Source organism: Methanocella conradii HZ254 (assembly GCF_000251105.1).
Taxonomy (GTDB): domain Archaea; phylum Halobacteriota; class Methanocellia; order Methanocellales; family Methanocellaceae; genus Methanocella; species Methanocella conradii.
In genome coordinates this window covers 1,452,969-1,471,868 of the sequence record NC_017034.1, presented here as the reverse complement: position 1 = coordinate 1,471,868, position 18,900 = coordinate 1,452,969, and the positions used below count along the sequence as shown (strand labels likewise).

The window sequence follows — 18,900 nt, the reverse complement described above, 5'->3', positions numbered from 1 at the left end:
CTTCATGGCATTATATTATTAAGGCATTAATAAAATTTAAAAAGGCATAGGGCGGGGTGGGCAACTCAGGCCTGCCCAATATTGCCACGTAAGTTTCCCGCCCCGCACTCAGGCAAACCAGCAACGCCTATGCAGTTCGGAGCTGCTGGCAAGAGGCTCGAGCCATCCGCTAATAGGCCCAAGTATGCCAGGCCTAAGCGATTCTCATGGGTCCCAGAGAATGGGGCACTGGAACGCCGGACCTATGAATGTCGGTCCTGCAGCGCTCGGGCAGCTGAAGTTAGGCGCTATAAAGTTTATGCCGCTCGGGCCGGTTAATTCAACCGTGGCCGTTAGCGTCGGTACCGTGCACTGTACGTTACACGGGGGTGGAGCGTGGCACTCCGCAAGCTGAACAGTGCATGGCGTGATGGTTCCGGGCGCACATACGGCTGGCACAAAAGTGCATTGCGGCATTGGCGGCGTGATACAGGTCACGTCACAGGTCGGAACAAACGGCCCGGCACCAGCTAACGAAAGCCCCCCGCTCGCCAGCAAGAAGATGCCGGCCAAGGCTATTGCTATTAAAAGTTTTACCCTCATTATCAATACCCTCCTTAGTTAAACAATAATCGGCGCATCAGAATAAAAAGCTTATATGGGGTAAAGGCATTTTTTTAAGGCATAAACCTCTAATTTAGCATAAATATGGCCTGTATAATAAGAAGAAGCAAGGTTGGTGGTCATGATGATAATTTTAGATGGGCTTTGGTAACATCATGCCGCCAAACGGGGATACCACCACGGTTGCGTTAGGGCCATGTTTCTTAAGGGCAGCATCAAGGGCCTCCTGGGGCGACTTCGCCGGGATGAGGAACATTTTTCGGACGATATGCTCCGGAATCTCCGAGACGAGGTAAATATCGCATTTCATGGCCGTCCTCGCGATGACAGAGGCCTTATGGCCGCCAAGCTCGAAATGCTCGTCCATGCGGCGGGCCTGCGCCTCTATGGTGGTCGCCTCGTCCACCCAGCGTGCGAACACGCCATTACCCAGGCGCTCCGGGCACTGCGCCACCAGTATCATGGTGCCGCCATCCTTCACGATGTGCTTACAGTTATCCATGGCCTTCTGGGCCTGGTACATGTTGATGTCCTTAGGATAGCCTCCGGCACTCGTTATCACTATGTCCGCCTTCGGCACTCGAACGCTATACATGCGGTCCACGTATTTTATGCCCTCCCTATGCGCCTTTATAACGTCCCCTGCGACTGCGGCGACTATCTCCTTCTTGCTGTTCAGCACCACGTCTAGCAAAAACCCGATATCCATCATTCCAGGCACCTCATCTATCTCCTCCCTGATGGGGCTGTCCAGCCGGCCCGTCTCCGCCTTCGGGCTCACCATCATGGCGTGGTTCGCCTCGATGGTATCATGGCTCGCGCACCCTGGCAGTATAGCCTTTGCTCCGCCCGTATAGCCGGCAAAATAATGATACTCAGCATTACCCGTACATATTATAAAGTCTGAATCCACCACTTCTCTGAACACCTCTATCCTGTGGCCAAAGCTCGAGGTGCCCACATACCTGCAATCATGCTTATCATGGTCAATGCAGCGCACCCTGCCATAAACAGGCCCCAGCAGGTATTTGCGCTCCTCCGGCGTGGAATTGCGATGGCTTCCAAGGGCTATCACAATAGTCATATTATCCTCAATCACGCCGCCCGCCTTTAGCTCATCTATTAAAGCAGGCAAAAACTTGTAAGAGGGGCAGGGCCTGGTAGCATCGCTTATTATAATGGCTACCTTCATCCCCTTCCTGACTTTATCCCTGAGCCTCGCAGAACCAATAGGATTCTCCAGAGCCCTCCTTATCTCCGCCTGCTCATCCGCTACCCCGGAAAGCTCGTTTGGGAGTATGATATTAGCCAGGTTTTTATCGGGCACATCTACCTCAAAATGCCCTTTACCATACTTTAGATCAATGATGGACATCGAACCTAATTCTGAGCAGGATTACATAACCTTTTCGACGTCGTCATAACGATGGGGCCGTGAGGTCTGAGGAAACCATAGCCCTTCAGGGCATGGGGGAATCCGACCCCTCGACTCCTCGACAGGATAATACTTTCGGCAGACATCGATGAAGTATATAAGTAGACGAGTAATAATAGAGGCTTTGGACATGAAGCAGACTGCAAGCAACTATCTTCGTATGGACAAGAAGACGTACAGGATAGTGGACACGCTTTCTTTTCTCTCGAAGAACATGTACAATGTCGGATTGTACAACGTCCGCCAGCACTTCTTCCAGACCGGGAAGTACCTGTCGTACGAGTCTAACTACCACGTGTCAAAAACTAACGAGAACTACTCGCTCCTGCACAGCGATAACTCGCAGCAGATCTTGAAGATGGTCGATAGGAGCTTCCGGAGTTTCTTCGGATTGCTGCAAGCAAAGAAGGATGGAGGACTACCGGAGGACATGGAAGTACGCATACCACACTACCTAGATAAGAACGGAAGGTTCCTCCTGATATTCCCGGCTGCAAGGCTGAGGTTCAGCGACTCTGGCAGCAAGGTATCGTTGGGCATGTCCATCAAATTCAAGAAGCAGCACGGTCTGAAGGGAGACGAGTTAACGTTCAACGTTCCCGCATACATCTCTCCAACGGCAATCAAAGAGATAAGAATCGCTCCAGTACACGATGGCAAATCGTATAAGATAGAATACGTGTACGATGTTATGCCGGAAGAAATGAGCCTCGACCCTAACCAGTATCTTTCGATAGACCTCGGCCTTGACAACTTTGCTACTCTCGTTGAAAGTGTAGACGGGGCTGCCACCATAATCGATGGCAAGCATGTCAAGTCAATCAACCGCTACTACAACAAAGAGATGGCGAGGCTACAAAGAATCAAGTACAAACAAGGCGTCGAGAAGTTCACGCGACGGCAAAGCCGGATAACGATACGCCGTGGAAACCAAATCAACGAGTTCCTCAACAGAGCCGTCAACTATGTGGTCAATGTCTGCCTAAAGAAACACATCGGCAACATCGTGGTCGGCGAGCTTAAAGAGATTAAGCAGGAAATCAACCACGGCAAGAGGAACAACCAGAACTTCGTCCAGATACCGTACTGGCTCTTCAAGCGGAAGCTCAAGGGAAAGTGCCAGCGCTACGGCATAGAGTACCACGAGGTGGACGAAGCCTACACGAGCAGAACGGATGCATTGAACTTCGACGAGATACGCGAACAGCCATACGACAAAACAAGAAGAATCGAGAGAGGACTATACCGGAGCATAACCGGCGTCACCGTGAACGCCGACGTTAACGGTAGTCTGAACATAATGCGAAAGGTAGCCGACGAGTCCATCGTAAGGCGGATAGTCGGTAGCGGCCTTGTCAACAGGCCGTGGAGAATAAGGCTCGCATGGGAGACCACACAGCAAACTTCTCCAGAACAAAATTGCACACAACAAACAGTGCAAGCCACAGCCCTTTAGGGTGTGGTCGTTGACCAATTATAACGCTTGTGATGGCTTGTTATAAAGCTACTATATCAGCGACATGAGTACCAGCTCGGAGATGTCGAGAACCCTCCCCCCTGCCTCCTGCAGGCTGGCGCGGCACATAGGGCAGGCCGTTATGATATAGTCGACATCATGCGGGGCCTCCGACAGGCGCTTCTTTGCTATCGCGCGGGCCAGGTCCCCGTAGCCTCTCCTCACGCCCCCTCCTCCCCCGCAACACCGTGCCTCCTTACCATGAGAGGCCATCTCCTCGAAGTCGCAGATACGTTTAATTATTGAGCGCGGCTCATCGTACACGCCCATACACCGCCCAAGGTGGCACGGGTCATGATACGTGACCTTATAAGGAAGCCTTTCCAGCTTCAATTCGTCGACGTGCCGCGCCAAAAACTGGGTAAAGTGAAGCACTTCAACGTCGCAGATGCTCTCCTTGAGCGTCTTATAGCATCCCGCGCAGCCCGTGACCAGCGTGCTCGCCCCGCTTTTTCTGATTTGCTCCACGTTATGCTCAAGCGTGACGGGCTCGCCCCCCAGCCTGAGCAGCGGCGACCCACAGCAGCGCTCGTCCTCGAGGACGCGGGCGCCAAAGCGGCTTAACACCTTAAGGCTGGCCAAAGCAACGCTCCGCTGCCTATAAGAGGCCAAACAGCCAGCCCAATAAATGACATCAGCCTTACCATTCAGCTTAAGCTCCTCAGGGACCCAGGCGTTCCGCGGCCCCGGCTCGCCCAGAGAATTGCCATGCCTGCTAATATTATCAAGGATGCCATCATAATACCCGGGCTGACACCCCAGCCTTATTAGCTCTTTCCTGGCGGCCTCCATCACCAGGTCGGGCTTCGCTCCCGAAGGGCAAGTCGAAGAACACATGGAGCATGTAAGGCAAGTATAAAAAGACCTCTTCATGGACTCAGAAGGCGCCTCCCCCTCGGCGAGCGCCCTGGCTAGCAGCATCCTGCCCCGGGCATTGGTCGACTCCCACTCTAGCTCCTCATGGACCGGGCATAATGCGCTACACCTGCCGCACCTTGTACACTTGATAATATCCCCGATATAGTCCTGAATCATCTTAATTCACAAGCCCATTTTCCCTGGATTCATGATGTTCTGAGGGTCGATTGCCTTTTTTATGGCCTTCATGACTTCAAAGCCCTTTCCATGCGCCCTCGCCATATAGTCTGCACGGATGATTCCTATGCCATGCTCGGCGGGCAGCGTGCCTCCGAGGCTCAACACCACGTCATAGATGTCATCCTTGACGGCGTGAACCTTCTTCCACTCCTCCTCATTCCTGGGATCGATGGCTATGCCGGTGTGCAGGTTGCCGTCGCCAATGTGGCCATACGTAACAAGAGAAAGGCCGTGCTTCCTGCCTATCTCCTGTATCCTGCGCAGCATGAAGGGCACGTCCTTTATGGGCACCCCTATATCCTCGGCCTCGTATACCCGCACTTTGCCAGGGTTAAGCTTGGTGATGGCCACGCCAACCAGCCTGCGGGCTGACCAGAGCCGCTCCCTCTCGTCCTCGTCTTTAGCCACATGCGTACTTCCGCCGCACCTCTCGCAGGCATCGCATATCAGCCCCACCTGGCGCGCCACGCTCTCCCTGTAGCCGTCCACCTCGAATAGCAGCATGGCCTCAACGTCTGGAACGCCTAGCGTGGAGTCGATCTCCTTTACCGCCTTGATAGCGCTCCCGTCCATGACCTCCATGGCGGCCGGTATGACGCCCGATGACAGGACGGCAACGGCAGCCCTCCCGGCGTCCTCGATGGAGCTGAACGTCGCCATCAATATGGAACAGGCCTCCGGCAATGGGTGTATCTTGAGGCGGGCCTTCGTGATTATGCCCAGCGTCCCTTCGCTACCTACGAACAGCCTGGTCAAATCATAGCCTGAAGAAGTCTTAGGCGCCTTACACCCCGTAGTGATGATGTCACCACCTGGCAGGACCACCTCCAGCCCAAGCACGTAGTCCTTTACCGTGCCGTATTTGACCGAGTGCATGCCGCTCCCCCCGTTGGCGATGAGGCCGCCCACACTGCACATGTCGCTGCTCCCGGGGTCTGGGGGGAAAAAGAAGCCGTGCTTTTTCAACTCTGTATTGAGGCCCTTATGGATGATGCCCGGCTCTATGACCACCTGCAAGTTTTCCACGTCCAGCTCGAGAATGCGGTTCATGCCCGACATGTCGAGCACTATGCCGCCCTTTACGGGCACTGATCCCCCTGTGAGCCCGCTCGCCGATCCCCTGGGCACTATAGGCACTCCAAGTTTTCCAGCGAGCCTGACGATCTCGGCGATCTCCTCAGCGCTCTTCGGCCTGACCACATAGTCTGCATGGCCCCTGACGTATGACGAGTCAAATGAATAGCAGTAAAGCTCTCCCGGGTCACAGGTTACCCTGTCCGGCCCAACGATTGCCCTTAGCTCCTCTAACATGCACCAAATCGGTAAGACACTATAAGGAATGAGTATAAATAAATTGCCAATGGCCCTCTAAAAAAGCAAAATACAAAAAGGTTAAAACCATCCGCGCCCATTATTAATTAAATGATAAGGCCAGATTTTAGGGGCGGGCTGCTGCCCGCCATAGCGCAGGACTCGAAGACGATGGAAGTCCTGATGTTCGCATACATGAACGAAGAGGCGCTGGAGCAAACCCTCAAGACAGGGCTGGCACACTACTACAGCAGAAGCAGGCAAAAGCTGTGGAAAAAGGGCGAAGAGTCGGGCCACGTACAGCACGTCAAGGAGATACGCATCGACTGCGACGCAGACTGCATACTGCTAATCGTAGAACAGGAAACGGCGGCCTGCCACACCGGATACCACTCCTGCTTTTACCGGACGCTCGACGGAAAAGTCGTGGGGAAGAAAGCCTTCGACCCACAAGCCATATATGGCAAAGATGCGCATAAAACGGAACGATAATTTATCACTTTCATTTTTCATAGAATAAGGTGAGCGAGATGAAACTAGTCCCAGATACGAGCGTCATCATAGACGGCCGTATCACAAGGTTGATCCACACGGGCGAGTTCAGGGGAGCCAGGGTCATAGTCCCCGAGGCCGTGGTTTCTGAGCTGGAGTCGCAGGCCAACATGGGCCGCGAGATCGGGTTTAACGGCCTCGAAGAGCTGCGCAAGCTCCAGGAGATGTCCCAGAAGGGCGAAATCCATCTAGAATACGCGGGCTCAAGGCCCACGCTGGAGCAGGTAAAGCTCGCCTCAAGCGGCGAGATAGACGCGATGATAAGGCAGACGGCGGTCGACTACGGCGCCGTGTTCGTGACGAGCGACAGGGTGCAGGCGGAGGTGGCCAGGGCTAAGGGCATAGAGGTCAAATACATGAAACCGGAGCGCGGCGAGCTTAAGCCCCTCTCGCTGATGAAGTATTTCACGGACGATACGATGTCAGTCCACCTTAAAGCCGACGTGGAGCCCGTGGCAAAGCGCGGCACCATCGGCAACATGCGGCTCGAGCGTATCGGAAAGCATAAGCTGTCCGATAAAGAGCTGCTGGAAATGGCACACGAGATACTGGAAACCGCAAAGCAGGACCCCAATGGCTTCCTGGAGATGGAGATGAACGGCGCGACCGTGGTACAGCTAGGGACGATGCGCATCGCCATAGCCACCCCGCCGTTCTCCGATGGCGTGGAGATCACCGCCGTCAGGCCCGTGGCCCGGCTGAGCCTGGAGGACTATAAGTTTAGCGGCATATTCAAGGAGCGGCTGGTAGAGAAGCGCCGCGGCATTTTAATATCGGGCCCACCGGGGGCTGGCAAGTCTACGTTTGCCCAGGCGTGCGCCGATTTTTTGTATGGCCATGATTTCATAGTCAAGACGATGGAATCTCCGAGGGACCTGCAGCTTCCGCCCGCCATAACTCAGTACGCGCCCCTGAACGGCAGGATGGAGAACACCGCCGATATCCTGCTGCTGGTGCGGCCAGATTATACGATCTACGATGAGCTAAGGAAGACCTCGGACTTCAAGGTGTTCTCAGACATGCGCCTGGCTGGCGTGGGCATGATCGGCGTGGTGCACGCCACCAGGGCCATCGACGCCATCCAGCGCTTCATAGGCAGGGTCGAGCTGGGGGTCATCCCCCAGGTCGTAGACACCGTCGTATTCATAGACCACGGCACGATAGAGAAGGTCTACGACATCGACTTTACAGTAAAGGTGCCTCATGGCATGACCGAGTCCGACCTGGCCCGCCCGGTCATAAATGTGAGGGACATGGAAACTGGCAGGGCCGAATACGAGATCTACACGTTCGGGGAGCAGGTCGTAGTCATGCCCGTTGCGGCGGAAAAAAAGGCGAAAGCCTCCTGGAAGGCAATAGAGAAAGATATAAAGCGAGAGGTGGCTAAATACGCCCGGGGCCACGTTGAGGTGGAGATGCTCGGGGACCGGAACGCCATAGTCCGCGTCAAGGAGAAGGACATACCGGCGATACTTGGCAGGGGTGGCAGGACTATCGACCAGATAGAGGGCGCCGTGGGAGTGCACATAGACGTGCGGCCCCTTGAAGGCGGGAGGGCCGAGGCTCCGGCGGAAGAGGAAGGGGGCGCGAGCGTGCCCGTCACCGTGAAGGAGGCGAAGAAGCACTTAGTGGTCAACGTGGGCAAGAAGTTTTCGGGGCAGACGGTGGAGGTGCTCGCCGGAGGCGAGTACGTTTTCACGGCTACCGTCGGCCGGGCCGGCACCATCAAGATACCACGCGGCTCCAGCCTCGTCGACCGCATCCTTACTTCTTATGCTCAGGGCCAGCCAATCACAGCCCGCCCTGTCTAGGTCCTTTTATTTTTGCCTTGGCACGAACATTCGTATCGGGCACCTTGCGGTGTCATTATCTGCGGGCACCGTTATGCCCGTGTTGACGCATTCCCCATTCTTCGCATCCTTTGGCTTATAGAAATTGCATTGTGAGCATGTAGGCACAGCTCTCACCAATAATAAAATGCCAAAGGAAAAATAAAAACCCTTTGCCCTCAGAGCTTATTAAGCTCGAACACGTCGTGGAGCACCTTCACGGCTTTCTGGGCGTCGTCCTTATTAACCACGAAGGAGATGTTCGCCTCCGAGGAGCCCTGGCTTATCATTCTTATGTTAATTCCATTATCGCCAAGGGCGGTGAATAGCTTGCCGGCAACTCCCGGCGAGCCCGCCATCCTCTCGCCCACGACGGCGATGACGCACACGTTATTGTTACATGTGATGCTGCTGGCCAGGTCTTCGCTGAACTCCTTCTGAAGCGCCGCCATCGCCCTCTCCGCCTGCGACCCTTCGATTGCTAGCGAGACGTTAAACTCGCTCGACGCCTGGCTAATCATGATAATATTTACATCCTCTTTGCCCAGGGCGGTGAAGATGCGCCCCGCCGTCCCCGGCGAGCCCGCCAGCGCCGCCCCGCTGATGTTTATAAGCGCTATGTTCTTGATCATCGTGACCGCCTTGATGAGGTTCGGCCTGGCCGACTCGTCCTTCATTAGGACTACTGTGCCAGGATGGTCGGGCTGGAAAGTGTTGAGGACCCTTACGGGTATGCCCTTCTTCACAGCGGGCTCTATCGTCTTCGGGTGGAGCACTTTTGCGCCGAAGTAGGACATCTCCATGGCCTCGAGGTACGTTACTACGGGCAGCGTCCTCGCCTCGGGCACTATCCGGGGATCAGTGGTCATGATGCCGTTCACGTCCGTGTATATCCAGATCTCGTCCGCGTCTATCGCCGCTCCTATTATGGAGGCGCTGTAGTCGGAGCCACCCCTCCCAAGCACGGTTATGGTGCCCTTCTCATTAGCCGCCACGAAGCCCGTGACCACGGGGAGCACGCCGCTTTTAAGCAATGGCAACAGCTTTTCCTTTACTTTGACATCGGTTATCGGGTCCGGCCTGGCGCTATCGAACCTGCTATCCGTGATCACGCCAGCCTCGCCGCCGGTCAACGCCACAGACTTTACGCCCATGGAGCGTAGCGAGCCCGACAGGATGGGGACGCTCATCCGCTCCCCAAAAGAGTAAATATAGGCGAGCGACCTGCTTGTCAACTCTCCAAGATAGCACACTCCTGCCAGGGCGTTTTTCAGCTCCGAAAGCCTCTGCCCAATCGTTCCCGCAACTTCCCTGCGTATGGCCTCATCATCTATTGCGTCAGCAATGGCCGCCTCATGCCTTCTGGCCACCTCCGCGAAGCTCTCCTCGATCTCGGAGATGTTGCACGTATCCTTGGCAGTCTGCGCCATTTCATAAAGCTTATCGGTGATGCCGGTCATCGCTGAAGCGACGGCTATCACCTCATTCCCCTCATCGTGATACTTCTTTACCAGCTTAGCGACGTTCCTTATCCTCGGGCCGTCTCCCACCGACGTCCCGCCGAATTTCATGACGAGCCTCATAATCCTCACAATATATGGATGCCTATATGTCACCGCCTAGATAATCCTTACCTCTATATAAAAAAATCGCGAGCATGCCCTCCGAAATTGAGAAATAAGGTTATGCATAAGAGTAATATGATGGCGATAATCGAGGGGAAGGGCGTCACCAAGCGCTATGACAGCCTGCTGGCGGTAGACAGGGTCGACTTTTCTATAAACGAGATGGAGTGCTTCGGCTTTTTAGGGCCAAACGGGGCTGGCAAGACCACTATCATGAAGATGATATACTGCCGGATACCGCTGACTTCGGGGGACATCTTTGTCGACGGCCTTAGCGTGCGGGCCTATCCCCGGAAGATAAAGGGGCTTATAGGCGTGGCAACCCAGGATGATAACCTGGACAGGGACCTCACCGTGTATGAGAACCTGTGGGTTTATTCCAGGTACTTCGACCTTCCCGCAGACGTATCACGAAAAAGGATTGAAGAGCTGCTCCTGTTCTTTGGCCTGATGGAGAAAAAGGATACTCCGGTAGACGACCTCTCAGGAGGCATGAAGCGAAAGCTCAGCGTCGCCAGGTCGCTCATCAACGATCCAAAGATATTGATCATGGACGAGCCGACAGCCGGCCTGGACCCCACGGCAAGGCACCAGATATGGGATACTATCATAAAGCTAAGGTCTGAGGGCAAGACAATCCTTCTTACAACACACTACATGGAAGAAGCACAGGAGCTTTGCGACAGGATAGCGCTGGTCTTCGGCGGAAGGATACTCGAGTATGGCTCTCCCGGAGATATAATCGACCGCGTCATAGGCAAGAACGTCTGTGAGCTATACGTCCCCACAGAGCAGCTGCTGGACGAGGTGAGGAAGACCATATCCGGGACGATAGAGCAGGTCGGGAGCAGGCTGTTCGTATACGGCAACGACCCGGAGGCGCTGCGAAGCCAGTGCGAGGCCGCCACCGGCGTAACCCAGCACGTGCGGCCGGCCACGCTTGAGGACGTGTTCTTAAAACTAACGGGGAGGGAGCTTAAATGATCGAGCCGCCAACGTCGAGGGCACGGCACATCTGGTACAGGGACTGGAAGGTTTTTAAGAAGTATGCCGTGACGAATATCCTGCCATATTTCGCCGAGCCACTGCTGTTCATCCTCGCGCTCGGCTATGGCCTTGGCCTCTTCGTCGGGGAGATAGGGGGCGTGAGCTATGCCCAGTTCCTGGCGCCGGGCATACTGGCCTCGTCGGCGATGTTCGCCGCCTCCTACGAGTGCACCTACTCAACGTACGTGCGCATGGTCTTCCAGCAGACCTTCGAGGCCGTGCTCTGCACGCCAGTGTCCATCGAGGACATCGTGCTGGGCGAGGTTGCATGGGGTGCGACCAAGAGCCTCATCAGCGGTATCTGCATCTTTGTAGTAATATGGGCGCTTGGGCTGGCCAGGCTGGACTCGGCCCTCATCATCATACCGGCGGTGGCGCTCGTAGGCGTCATGTTCGCATCGCTGAGCATTTTCTTCACCACCATCGTGCCCAGCATGGACGCTTTCAACTATTACTTCACCCTCCTGCTTTCGCCCATGTTCCTGGTCTCGGGCGTGTTCTTCCCCACCGACCAGCTTCCGATGATAGTGAATAGCCTTGCATGGCTTCTCCCCCTTACTCATGCGGTCAACGTCATCCGGCCAGCTTCCATGGGACACTATTCAACATCCTTCATCTTTGAGGTGGCATGGATGTCCGCATTCACGCTGGTATTTTACATCGCTGCAACAGCATTGATGAAAAAGCGGTTGCTAGACTGATAAAAAGCGCCTACTTGCCGACTACTTTAAGGTCTTCCCTGTTGCATACGGCCACCCCGTATTGCCCAAAGTCGACCTCGTAGGTGTTTACCCCGCTACCCCTTATCTTATAGATTATTGTGCCTACAGCGCCTTCGGGTATTACAGCGCCCTCTATCGACGCCTTGAGCTCGCGAAGCAGCATGACTTTGTCTTTCTCTCTCATGGCCTTTAATATTGACTACTTTATCCGTCATTAATTTTGTTATTGCCTGCAGCGTTGAATATTTCTGGTGATTGGAGGGCTGCTCCAGGATATATAAATGGTTTAACATCACGACTTTACCCATGCTGACTTGATACCACCCTTCGCTACTGCCTCTACGCCATAAATATAAATACCGTCTCTACACCAATAATATGCCCGGTCGATAGTAGGCCATGAATATGGAAAACCGCAGCAAGGAACAGAAATACCTCGGAAAAAAGGGCTTAATAGCGCTTATAGCGCTACTAAGCGCTTTCGTGCCGCTCTCCACTGACATTTACCTTCCCGCCCTGCCAGGAATGGCGGATTTCTTTGGCGCGCCCGCTAAGCTGGTCAACCTCACCTTGATAATGTTCTTTATCTTTTTCGCGGCAGGGATGCTGTTCTGGGGGCCGATGAGCGACAGGTATGGGCGTAAGCCGGCGTTGCTGGCAGGAGTGACCATTTACGTGATATCGAGCGTCCTATGCGCGTGCTCGGCCAGCATATATCAGCTTATTGCATTCAGAATCCTCCAGGCGATCGGAGGGAGCGTGGCCAGCGCCGTGTCGACCGCTATCGTAAAAGATGTTTACAGGTTCGAGGAGAGGGAATCCATCCTGGCCATCGTCCAGTCAATGGTGATGATCTCGCCCGCGCTAGCCCCGGTGCTTGGCGCTTTCATGCTTTCGTTCACTTCGTGGCGCGGCGTGTTCTGGGCGCTGGCCGCCATCGGCTTTATAGCGCTGATGGGTAGCACCGCTTTCCAGGATACGATAGCCAGGCGTAGTAGCGTGACTATTGTAGAGTCCATAGGCCGCCTCGGAGTGGTGCTCAGGAACCCTGGATTTTTATCCTTACTTATCCTGTTTTCAATGACGAGCATATCGGCCATGGCCTTCGTAGCCTCTTCTTCATACGTATACGAGAACGGGTTCGGGGTGAGCGAGCAGGCATACAGCTACTATTTTGCCCTGAACGCCATGGGCCTGCTGTTTGGCCCGATGCTGTATGTAAAATTATCCGAGCGGCATGGCCGCGGGCAAATAATCAACGCCTGCTTTATCACGATAGCGTTGAGCGGCGTGCTCGTATATCTCGTGGGAAACATCAGCCCCCTGCTGTTCGCCTTTTCCATATTGCCCGCCACCATAGCTGGCGTATGCTCCAGGCCTCCAGGCACAAACCTGATGCTTGAGCAGCAGCAGGAAGATGCCGGGTCCGCATCATCACTGATGGGATGCTTCACGACCATAATGGGTACCATAGGGATGCTAATCATCTCATTAGATTGGGGAAGCATAATCGCGGCCCTGGGCATCATATATATTGCTATCGGCCTCACCGGTTTAGCCCTCTGGACGCTCATCTCTAAAATGAGCATCATAAAGCAGGCCCCTGCTGCTGAGGCCAGGTAGAGGTGCGGGGAAAGGGATTTGAACCCTTGAACTCCTTCGAGACAGGATCTTAAGTCCTGCGCCTTTGGCCAGGCTTGACTATCCCCGCAGGCTTAAGATAAACTTCCTGAAGATACGTTAAGGCGGAATAATAATGATGTTTATGGTTTATAAAGTTATTTATCAATAAAAAAGGGAGTGGCATTACGAAGATGCCACATTACAGGCTTTCCATGACCTCGCCGAGGGCAACGGCCTTAGCCCTTATTGCATCCGCGGCGCGGGTGACGACCTCGCCAGCGCTAAAGGAGCCATCCGTCTCCACGGAAAATATGAAAGCGGTGTTATCGGCCGACACCTTGATGGCATTAATGTCACACGCCTCCATACACAGCTCACACATGGAGCACTCATAGGGGCTCACGACGACCACCTTATTCTTATCGACCGCGAAGACTCCTCTCGGACAGGCCTCAACGCACTGCTTACAAGAGTCACACTTCTCGGAAATTTCGATGATTGGAACGTATTTATAGCCGGGCGGGCACACGGGCTGGAACTTGGCGTGCTCCTTGCCATGCCCCAGCCTGGCAACCGCTGTCAAGACCAGCTTCTGCCCCTCCTTAAGCTCTATTATGGGGATGTTATCGTCCGCTGGAACGGTCTCCGGGTCAGACGACTTCAGGTCCCTCGAGTGCACCATGCAGGGGCCTTCGGCAGAAAGCGTGAAGGTCACCTGGCAGAGGGCACAGCCCGCCCCCTTACAATCGCACTCCTCCTTGAGCTTATACATGTTGAGGTTAGTCTTAAGGGGTATCAGCCCAAGCCGGTGGGCGAGCATCTCATCGAACATGACCGAGGTGTTATCGTAGATGTCGACGTAGTCGATGGCCATCTTGGGGATGTCGGCAAGCATCGCGCGCCTCAAGGCGTTCGAGAAGGCCGGGGTAACCCCTGAGAGGATGAACCTGGCCTTCCGGTCGCCGAGATCCAGGATCTCAAGCTTCATACTTATACGCGCCTGCCTCTCTTTCCACCCGGAGCCCTCGTGCCATCGTGTGGAATGGGGGTGACATCCTCTATCCTGCCTATCCTCAGGCCTGCCCTGGCGAGCGACCGTATGGCTGCCTGGGCGCCGGGGCCGGGGCTCCGCTGGCGGTTCCCGCCAGGGGCGCGCACCTTGATGTGGACGCCCTGGATGCCCTTAGCCTTAATCTGCTCTGCCACGTTTGCCGCCATCTGCATGGCCGCGTACGGCGAGCTCTCGTTCCTGGCCTGCTTGACCACCATGCCGCCCGACGTCTTGGCGAGCGTCTCGGCGCCGGTCAAATCGGTGATGGTAATTATTGTATTGTTAAACGATGAGAATATGTGGGCTACCGCCCACTTTATCTGTTCTGCCATTTACCTTATCCCTCCTTCGGAGCTTTCGGCGCTGCCGCGGCATCCGCGGCATCCGCGGCAGCCGGCGCAGCCTTCGGCGCCTTCGCGGCCGGCTTCGCCGTCAGGGCCTCCTTCGTTATCGGAGAGCCTATGTAGTACCCGATAGTATCCTCTTCAGCCTTTAGCACCATGTAGCTGGGCACGGTGACCTTGCGCCCGTTGACGGAGATGTGGCCGTGCACTATGAATTGCCTCGCCTGCTTCATGGAGTTAGCGAAGCCCTTCCTGTAGACAATTGTCTGGAGCTGCCTCTCCAGCAAGTCCTCCACCTTTAGCGCCAGGATGTCCTCGAGCTTCGAGTCTTCCTTGAGCACGCCAAGCCTCTGGAGCTTTGCCTGGATCTGGCTGGCCTCGCGGGCGTAGTGTGAGTCCTCGGAGGCCAGCCCTGTGCCCAGAACGCCGAGCAGGGTCCTCGCCTGCCTCCTTATTTTCCTCAGCATGGAGGCGAACTTCCAGACGCTTTTCTTATTCCTCAGGCCGTATTTCTTGACAAGCGCTGTCTCCTCGTCGATCCTTGCCTTCTGCCAGGGGTGGTGAGGGGTGTTGTAGAGCTTCTTTGCCTTACCTGGGTATCCCATTCAGATCGCCTCACTTCTTCTCCTCTTTCTTCTCGCCTGCTCCGGCGGCGGCCGCCGCAGGGGCCTCCTTCTTCCTGATGACGCCCACGGTGGCGCCGGTCCTGCCGGTCGACCTCGTCCTCTGGCCGCGCACCTTCTGGCCGCGCTCGTGCCTTATTCCCTTATAGCACCTTATCTTTTTCATCAGGTTGATGTCTTCCTTCACGCCAAGAATCAAGTCCGTTCCTAGTAAGTGCCTGTTCTCGCCTGTATAGATGTCGCTGCGCCTGTTTAGCATCCATGCGGGCAGGCTCGTGTCGATGTTGTCCACGACGTTCTTGATGCGGTCGACCTGCTCGGCTGACAGGTATCCCATGATAGCGTTGGGGTCTACGCCAGCCTTGCGGGCGATGACCTTGGAAACTCGTAGGCCTATGCCCTTGATGCCCGTCAGGGCGTACTGTACGGTTGACGTGCCGTCCAGGTCAGTGTTCGCGATGCGGACGATGTACTTAATCTCGTCCTTAGCCTTTTCTTCGGCTTTTTTTATCTTAGGCTGTTTCTTGCCGTGTTGTGCCTCGGCCCCTTCTGCGGGCTTTGTGGCCTTCTCCTTTTTGCCCCCTTTCTTTTGAGCTGGAGCGGCCTCCGCTGCGGGAGCCTCTTGCTTTTGCTCTTTCTTTGCCTTTTCAGGCTTATCGGATTTATCTGCCATGACGCTGTCTCCTCATTTCATCCGTTGTGCCTCTTTTAGATACCATGTGATGGTAGTGCCAGCCGAATACTGGCACAGCACACGCTGTCTTTAGAAAACACAGATGAACGTATGAACGAGTGTATTCCATTGCCTGATGGTATATAAATTTTTTCTTCGCAGGGGGCGGCCCTTCTAAACACTAGAAAAAACCCGTTACGTATGTCAGTTGAATGATCGTTAGAGAAAGTTAATATATGGCTACCAAGATTAAAATATTAGGGCGATGGGGGTATATAGCCAGCTTTTTGCTATAGCCCCTAACCCTTATCTCCAGAAATCCTACACCGCAGCATCCCGCTTTAATATAAGGCGGGATGTTCCCTGCGGCGGTTTTTAAATAAGCTTTTGGGAAATCATGTCGTATGACCCGTCCATAGTCGCTGACTCCACCTTCCCGTTTGAGATGATGATTATACAGGTGTGTGGAGTTAGGGCTTCAGTGACGAACTGGCCGGTACGGTCGCCATATCCGCCGTGTGCTGAAATGAAGCAGCCGGTAACCTCAAACCCGCCGGGGAACGTGCCCGTGATGTCGAGCTTAAGCGTATCCTTCATGCCGTCAAACTTATAGGTGGCTTCGTTTGTGATAAAATTCTCAGCTATCCTGAGCGCATCGTCCTCGTTCATGACGTTATGCCCGACGCTAACCATAGTGGCCGTGAGGAGAGCTAGCGCCAGCGCCGAGACGATTAATATCCCTAATGTCCTATCCATGTTTTTCACCTGTGCTTAATGGTTTAATTAGTTGTCGATAACATGTAAATGCTTGTTACCTGATAAGGCTTATCTTAGCTACGAAACGACCCGTAGCTAATTTTATTGCTTTTGAATATATATGGTTGAATATGGATTGTTTAGTTATGCTCTTTTTGGCCTGCCGAGATGATAGTTTTTTATCATATCGGTCAATTATATGGTAATCATGCAAGTGCAGCAAGGCCAAAAGCCCGCGGATGAATTTGGAAAGTGTATAGAGTTTTTGCTGGAGGCCGTAGAAGGCTCGTACCAGCCCTTCATTATAGCGGACGCTGCGGGTATCATAAAAGGCTGTAACGGCGCATTCGCCAGACTAGTCGGGTATGCTAAAGAAGAGCTAGTTTCAAAGCGCGTGGAGGACCTGACGCCGCCTGAGTGGCGCAGGCAGGAGTCGGGGATCATCGCAGGCCAGGTAAGGTCAGGGATGCCCGCAATATACAGGAAAGAATACGTGAGGAAGGATGGAACACGGGTGCCCGTCGAAGTCTTCGACCGCGTGGCCTTTGACAAAGATGGGAGGCCGATGTATTTTTACGCCTTCATCACCGATCTTTCCGAAAAAAGATGAGTAATGCCCGTGCGTTGAATAATATAGGCTTTGTTCTGTGTTCTCACCACACCGTGGTTATTTTTAGGTGCTACTTTTTTGTATCCAGTTGAGGATGACGTCTTCATTGCGCGGCGGCGCCGTCTGGGCATCCTTCACGGGGTAGCCAAAGATGAGAGGGGCTACCAGGCGATGGCCTTCAGGGACCTTAAGCTCATCAAGCGTGGATTTATCGGAGCCGAGCGGCATGGCCAGGCCTATCCAGCAGCTACCGATGCCCAGGGAACGGGCGGCAAGCATCATGTTCTCAGCGGCAAGGGCACACTCACATTCTGGGTACATGGCCCCGGGGGCGGCAAAGATGAGGACGAGCACGGGGGCATTATAAAAGATGTTAAAGCCCGGCATCCTCATGGCAGTGGCAAGCCGTGCGGCCTCTGGGTCATCAAGCCTGGCCGTGTCAAGCCATAGCTTTTTCGCCCGGTCCGAAAGCCTCGCAATCATGTCCCTGTCCTTTATCACCACAAACCTCCACGGCTGCCTGTTCACTGCGCTCGGAGCATAAGTGCCCGCCTTTATCAGCTCCCTGATAATATCATCCGGAACATCATCTGGCCTGTAGTCTCTCACGGCCCGCCTTAGATAGATATTCTTGAAAACGTCGTTCACGGCATTCCTCCCATGTCACAATCGTCTTCAATTCCGTTAAAGTTATCGCAAAATGATTTGAGCGTACGCATAAATGTCTTTAACATGACCTTTCCTCCCAGAAAAAAACGGCGTTGCATCGAGAAGACACCGGATGGCGAAGTAGAGGAGATTTGCGTGGCCATGGAAGACTCGAGGTATCGCGGCGAAGAGGCTGAAGAGCGGTTCAGGCTAAAAGGCATAGACTGATGTCTAAATCGCTTAACCAGTAAGGATTTAAGCTTATAAAACATATTTTATAAGGGAGAATGGTCCATGCCATATAAAGAGTTTGAAATATTCCATAAAAAGACGGGCTTCGTGCCCCAGCTTCTCGAGTCCATTAAGGATACCGATCCTGAGATGTTTGAGACGATCTCCAGGCTGGACGATGTTATCCTTAAGGATGGAGCGTTATCTGAGAAGCAGAAGCGTATTATAGCGATGTGTCTGTCCGCCCAGCAGCAGTGCTCAAAGTGTGTCGATACCCATGCTAAGGCAGCGCTTTACCTGGGGGCCACGAAGCAAGAGATAATGGAAGCCCTGTTCGTCTGCCTTCTCGTGGGTGGCGCGCCGTGCCTCTCGGCCGCGCGTAGGACTATAGCGTTCCTCCGGGGCCAGATAGACCCGCTTGAGTTCGCCGGCGAATAAAAATATGCTGGTCATCATTATAAACGAGAGGATAATATAAAATATGCTCCGGTGGGGATTTGAACCCCAGTCGACGGAGTGAGAGTCCGTCATGATTGGCCGGTCTACACTACCGGAGCCCAAAAGGACAACATAACAAGACAATTCTTATTATTTATAGCTTAC

The 18,900-nt window shown here is 54.2% G+C and carries 22 protein-coding genes and 2 tRNA genes; 9 read left to right on the top strand and 15 right to left on the bottom strand.

The window, feature by feature from the left end:
- Positions 1 to 204: 204 nt before the first annotated feature.
- Together MTC_RS13095 and larA are read right to left on the bottom strand one after the other, a co-directional pair.
- Positions 205 to 582, bottom strand: a complete 378-nt coding sequence (locus tag MTC_RS13095) for a hypothetical protein (RefSeq protein WP_014406129.1) — start codon at positions 580 to 582, stop codon at positions 205 to 207.
- A gap of 154 nt (positions 583 to 736) precedes the next feature.
- Positions 737 to 1,978 carry a nickel-dependent lactate racemase gene (gene larA / locus MTC_RS07700; RefSeq protein ID WP_014406128.1) on the bottom strand — a complete coding sequence of 414 codons (1,242 nt, stop codon included), beginning with the start codon at positions 1,976 to 1,978 and terminating at the stop codon, positions 737 to 739.
- A 190-nt stretch (positions 1,979 to 2,168) separates the two neighbouring features.
- Between larA and MTC_RS07695 the strand changes: the two genes are divergently transcribed.
- A complete protein-coding gene (locus MTC_RS07695; RefSeq protein WP_014406127.1) occupies positions 2,169 to 3,494 on the top strand; it encodes an RNA-guided endonuclease InsQ/TnpB family protein in 1,326 nt (441 codons plus the stop codon).
- 51 nt (positions 3,495 to 3,545) lie between these two features.
- Here the strand turns inward: MTC_RS07695 and MTC_RS07690 are convergent, their stop codons facing one another.
- Positions 3,546 to 4,589 carry a (Fe-S)-binding protein gene (locus MTC_RS07690; RefSeq protein ID WP_014406126.1) on the bottom strand — a complete coding sequence of 348 codons (1,044 nt, stop codon included), beginning with the start codon at positions 4,587 to 4,589 and terminating at the stop codon, positions 3,546 to 3,548.
- 6 nt (positions 4,590 to 4,595) lie between these two features.
- A complete protein-coding gene (locus MTC_RS07685) occupies positions 4,596 to 5,963 on the bottom strand; it encodes an FAD-binding oxidoreductase (RefSeq protein ID WP_014406125.1) in 1,368 nt (455 codons plus the stop codon).
- Between the two features lie 111 nt (positions 5,964 to 6,074).
- On the opposite strand from MTC_RS07685, the gene hisI reads away from it, so the two are divergent.
- Together hisI and MTC_RS07675 are read left to right on the top strand one after the other, a co-directional pair.
- On the top strand, positions 6,075 to 6,455 hold the full coding sequence (gene hisI, locus MTC_RS07680) for a phosphoribosyl-AMP cyclohydrolase (RefSeq protein WP_014406124.1): 381 nt from the start codon (positions 6,075 to 6,077) through the stop codon (positions 6,453 to 6,455).
- 38 nt (positions 6,456 to 6,493) lie between these two features.
- Positions 6,494 to 8,326 (top strand): PINc/VapC family ATPase, encoded by a 1,833-nt coding sequence (locus MTC_RS07675; RefSeq protein WP_014406123.1) that lies wholly within the window; start codon positions 6,494 to 6,496, stop codon positions 8,324 to 8,326.
- Positions 8,327 to 8,332: 6 nt separating this feature from the next.
- On the opposite strand, the gene MTC_RS13345 is transcribed toward MTC_RS07675, so the two are convergent.
- On the bottom strand, positions 8,333 to 8,482 hold the full coding sequence (locus tag MTC_RS13345; protein ID WP_158308503.1) for a hypothetical protein: 150 nt from the start codon (positions 8,480 to 8,482) through the stop codon (positions 8,333 to 8,335).
- Between the two features lie 41 nt (positions 8,483 to 8,523).
- Positions 8,524 to 9,927 carry an aspartate kinase gene (locus MTC_RS07670; RefSeq protein WP_048189186.1) on the bottom strand — a complete coding sequence of 468 codons (1,404 nt, stop codon included), beginning with the start codon at positions 9,925 to 9,927 and terminating at the stop codon, positions 8,524 to 8,526.
- 102 nt (positions 9,928 to 10,029) lie between these two features.
- On the opposite strand from MTC_RS07670, the gene MTC_RS07665 reads away from it, so the two are divergent.
- The gene (locus MTC_RS07665; protein WP_014406121.1) at positions 10,030 to 10,953 is read left to right on the top strand and encodes an ABC transporter ATP-binding protein; all 924 of its coding nucleotides are present in this window, start codon (positions 10,030 to 10,032) and stop codon (positions 10,951 to 10,953) included.
- Positions 10,950 to 11,717 carry an ABC transporter permease gene (locus MTC_RS07660; RefSeq protein WP_014406120.1) on the top strand — a complete coding sequence of 256 codons (768 nt, stop codon included), beginning with the start codon at positions 10,950 to 10,952 and terminating at the stop codon, positions 11,715 to 11,717. The genes MTC_RS07665 and MTC_RS07660 overlap by 4 nt, the downstream gene beginning before the upstream one ends.
- A gap of 10 nt (positions 11,718 to 11,727) precedes the next feature.
- Here the strand turns inward: MTC_RS07660 and MTC_RS07655 are convergent, their stop codons facing one another.
- Complete coding sequence (locus tag MTC_RS07655; protein ID WP_014406119.1) at positions 11,728 to 11,922, bottom strand: hypothetical protein; 195 nt, start codon at positions 11,920 to 11,922, stop codon at positions 11,728 to 11,730.
- A gap of 221 nt (positions 11,923 to 12,143) precedes the next feature.
- Between MTC_RS07655 and MTC_RS07650 the strand changes: the two genes are divergently transcribed.
- On the top strand, positions 12,144 to 13,361 hold the full coding sequence (locus MTC_RS07650; protein WP_014406118.1) for a multidrug effflux MFS transporter: 1,218 nt from the start codon (positions 12,144 to 12,146) through the stop codon (positions 13,359 to 13,361).
- 3 nt (positions 13,362 to 13,364) lie between these two features.
- On the opposite strand, the gene MTC_RS07645 is transcribed toward MTC_RS07650, so the two are convergent.
- The 6 genes from MTC_RS07645 to MTC_RS07620 form a co-directional block, all read right to left on the bottom strand.
- Positions 13,365 to 13,449, bottom strand: a tRNA-Leu gene (locus tag MTC_RS07645).
- Between the two features lie 111 nt (positions 13,450 to 13,560).
- Entirely contained in the window at positions 13,561 to 14,349 is a 789-nt protein-coding gene (locus MTC_RS07640; RefSeq protein ID WP_014406117.1) for a DNA-directed RNA polymerase subunit D, read from the bottom strand.
- A 2-nt stretch (positions 14,350 to 14,351) separates the two neighbouring features.
- Positions 14,352 to 14,744, bottom strand: a complete 393-nt coding sequence (locus tag MTC_RS07635; protein WP_014406116.1) for a 30S ribosomal protein S11 — start codon at positions 14,742 to 14,744, stop codon at positions 14,352 to 14,354.
- Positions 14,745 to 14,749: 5 nt separating this feature from the next.
- On the bottom strand, positions 14,750 to 15,361 hold the full coding sequence (locus MTC_RS07630; protein ID WP_014406115.1) for a 30S ribosomal protein S4: 612 nt from the start codon (positions 15,359 to 15,361) through the stop codon (positions 14,750 to 14,752).
- Positions 15,362 to 15,371: 10 nt separating this feature from the next.
- Positions 15,372 to 16,052, bottom strand: coding sequence for a 30S ribosomal protein S13 (locus MTC_RS07625; protein ID WP_014406114.1), 681 nt, complete (start codon positions 16,050 to 16,052; stop codon positions 15,372 to 15,374).
- 375 nt (positions 16,053 to 16,427) lie between these two features.
- The gene (locus tag MTC_RS07620) at positions 16,428 to 16,808 is read right to left on the bottom strand and encodes a hypothetical protein (RefSeq protein WP_014406113.1); all 381 of its coding nucleotides are present in this window, start codon (positions 16,806 to 16,808) and stop codon (positions 16,428 to 16,430) included.
- Between the two features lie 208 nt (positions 16,809 to 17,016).
- Here MTC_RS07620 and MTC_RS07615 point away from each other — a divergent pair, with 208 nt between their 5' ends.
- The gene (locus tag MTC_RS07615; RefSeq protein WP_143767109.1) at positions 17,017 to 17,418 is read left to right on the top strand and encodes a PAS domain-containing protein; all 402 of its coding nucleotides are present in this window, start codon (positions 17,017 to 17,019) and stop codon (positions 17,416 to 17,418) included.
- Between the two features lie 63 nt (positions 17,419 to 17,481).
- Here MTC_RS07615 and MTC_RS07610 read toward each other — a convergent pair whose 3' ends face one another.
- The gene (locus MTC_RS07610) at positions 17,482 to 18,066 is read right to left on the bottom strand and encodes a nitroreductase family protein (protein WP_014406111.1); all 585 of its coding nucleotides are present in this window, start codon (positions 18,064 to 18,066) and stop codon (positions 17,482 to 17,484) included.
- Positions 18,067 to 18,150: 84 nt separating this feature from the next.
- Between MTC_RS07610 and MTC_RS13340 the strand changes: the two genes are divergently transcribed.
- The gene (locus MTC_RS13340; RefSeq protein ID WP_158308502.1) at positions 18,151 to 18,294 is read left to right on the top strand and encodes a hypothetical protein; all 144 of its coding nucleotides are present in this window, start codon (positions 18,151 to 18,153) and stop codon (positions 18,292 to 18,294) included.
- 66 nt (positions 18,295 to 18,360) lie between these two features.
- Positions 18,361 to 18,735, top strand: coding sequence for a carboxymuconolactone decarboxylase family protein (locus MTC_RS07605; protein WP_014406109.1), 375 nt, complete (start codon positions 18,361 to 18,363; stop codon positions 18,733 to 18,735).
- Between the two features lie 44 nt (positions 18,736 to 18,779).
- On the opposite strand, the gene MTC_RS07600 is transcribed toward MTC_RS07605, so the two are convergent.
- A tRNA-Glu gene (locus MTC_RS07600) sits at positions 18,780 to 18,854 on the bottom strand.
- Positions 18,855 to 18,900 lie beyond the last annotated feature (46 nt).

Bases quoted from the DNA above. Each gene is read 5' to 3' on its own strand.
- MTC_RS13095 (WP_014406129.1), bottom strand. From the start codon at position 582: ATGAGGGTAAAACTTTTAATAGCAATAGCCTTGGCCGGCATCTTCTTG.
- larA (WP_014406128.1), bottom strand. From the start codon at position 1,978: ATGTCCATCATTGATCTAAAGTATGGTAAAGGGCATTTTGAGGTAGAT.
- MTC_RS07695 (WP_014406127.1), top strand. From the start codon at position 2,169: ATGAAGCAGACTGCAAGCAACTATCTTCGTATGGACAAGAAGACGTAC.
- MTC_RS07690 (WP_014406126.1), bottom strand. From the start codon at position 4,589: ATGATTCAGGACTATATCGGGGATATTATCAAGTGTACAAGGTGCGGC.
- MTC_RS07685 (WP_014406125.1), bottom strand. From the start codon at position 5,963: ATGTTAGAGGAGCTAAGGGCAATCGTTGGGCCGGACAGGGTAACCTGT.
- hisI (WP_014406124.1), top strand. From the start codon at position 6,075: ATGATAAGGCCAGATTTTAGGGGCGGGCTGCTGCCCGCCATAGCGCAG.
- MTC_RS07675 (WP_014406123.1), top strand. From the start codon at position 6,494: ATGAAACTAGTCCCAGATACGAGCGTCATCATAGACGGCCGTATCACA.
- MTC_RS07670 (WP_048189186.1), bottom strand. From the start codon at position 9,927: ATGAGGCTCGTCATGAAATTCGGCGGGACGTCGGTGGGAGACGGCCCG.
- MTC_RS07665 (WP_014406121.1), top strand. From the start codon at position 10,030: ATGCATAAGAGTAATATGATGGCGATAATCGAGGGGAAGGGCGTCACC.
- MTC_RS07660 (WP_014406120.1), top strand. From the start codon at position 10,950: ATGATCGAGCCGCCAACGTCGAGGGCACGGCACATCTGGTACAGGGAC.
- MTC_RS07655 (WP_014406119.1), bottom strand. From the start codon at position 11,922: ATGAGAGAGAAAGACAAAGTCATGCTGCTTCGCGAGCTCAAGGCGTCG.
- MTC_RS07650 (WP_014406118.1), top strand. From the start codon at position 12,144: ATGGAAAACCGCAGCAAGGAACAGAAATACCTCGGAAAAAAGGGCTTA.
- MTC_RS07640 (WP_014406117.1), bottom strand. From the start codon at position 14,349: ATGAAGCTTGAGATCCTGGATCTCGGCGACCGGAAGGCCAGGTTCATC.
- MTC_RS07635 (WP_014406116.1), bottom strand. From the start codon at position 14,744: ATGGCAGAACAGATAAAGTGGGCGGTAGCCCACATATTCTCATCGTTT.
- MTC_RS07630 (WP_014406115.1), bottom strand. From the start codon at position 15,361: ATGGGATACCCAGGTAAGGCAAAGAAGCTCTACAACACCCCTCACCAC.
- MTC_RS07625 (WP_014406114.1), bottom strand. From the start codon at position 16,052: ATGGCAGATAAATCCGATAAGCCTGAAAAGGCAAAGAAAGAGCAAAAG.
- MTC_RS07620 (WP_014406113.1), bottom strand. From the start codon at position 16,808: ATGGATAGGACATTAGGGATATTAATCGTCTCGGCGCTGGCGCTAGCT.
- MTC_RS07615 (WP_143767109.1), top strand. From the start codon at position 17,017: ATGCAAGTGCAGCAAGGCCAAAAGCCCGCGGATGAATTTGGAAAGTGT.
- MTC_RS13340 (WP_158308502.1), top strand. From the start codon at position 18,151: ATGACCTTTCCTCCCAGAAAAAAACGGCGTTGCATCGAGAAGACACCG.
- MTC_RS07605 (WP_014406109.1), top strand. From the start codon at position 18,361: ATGCCATATAAAGAGTTTGAAATATTCCATAAAAAGACGGGCTTCGTG.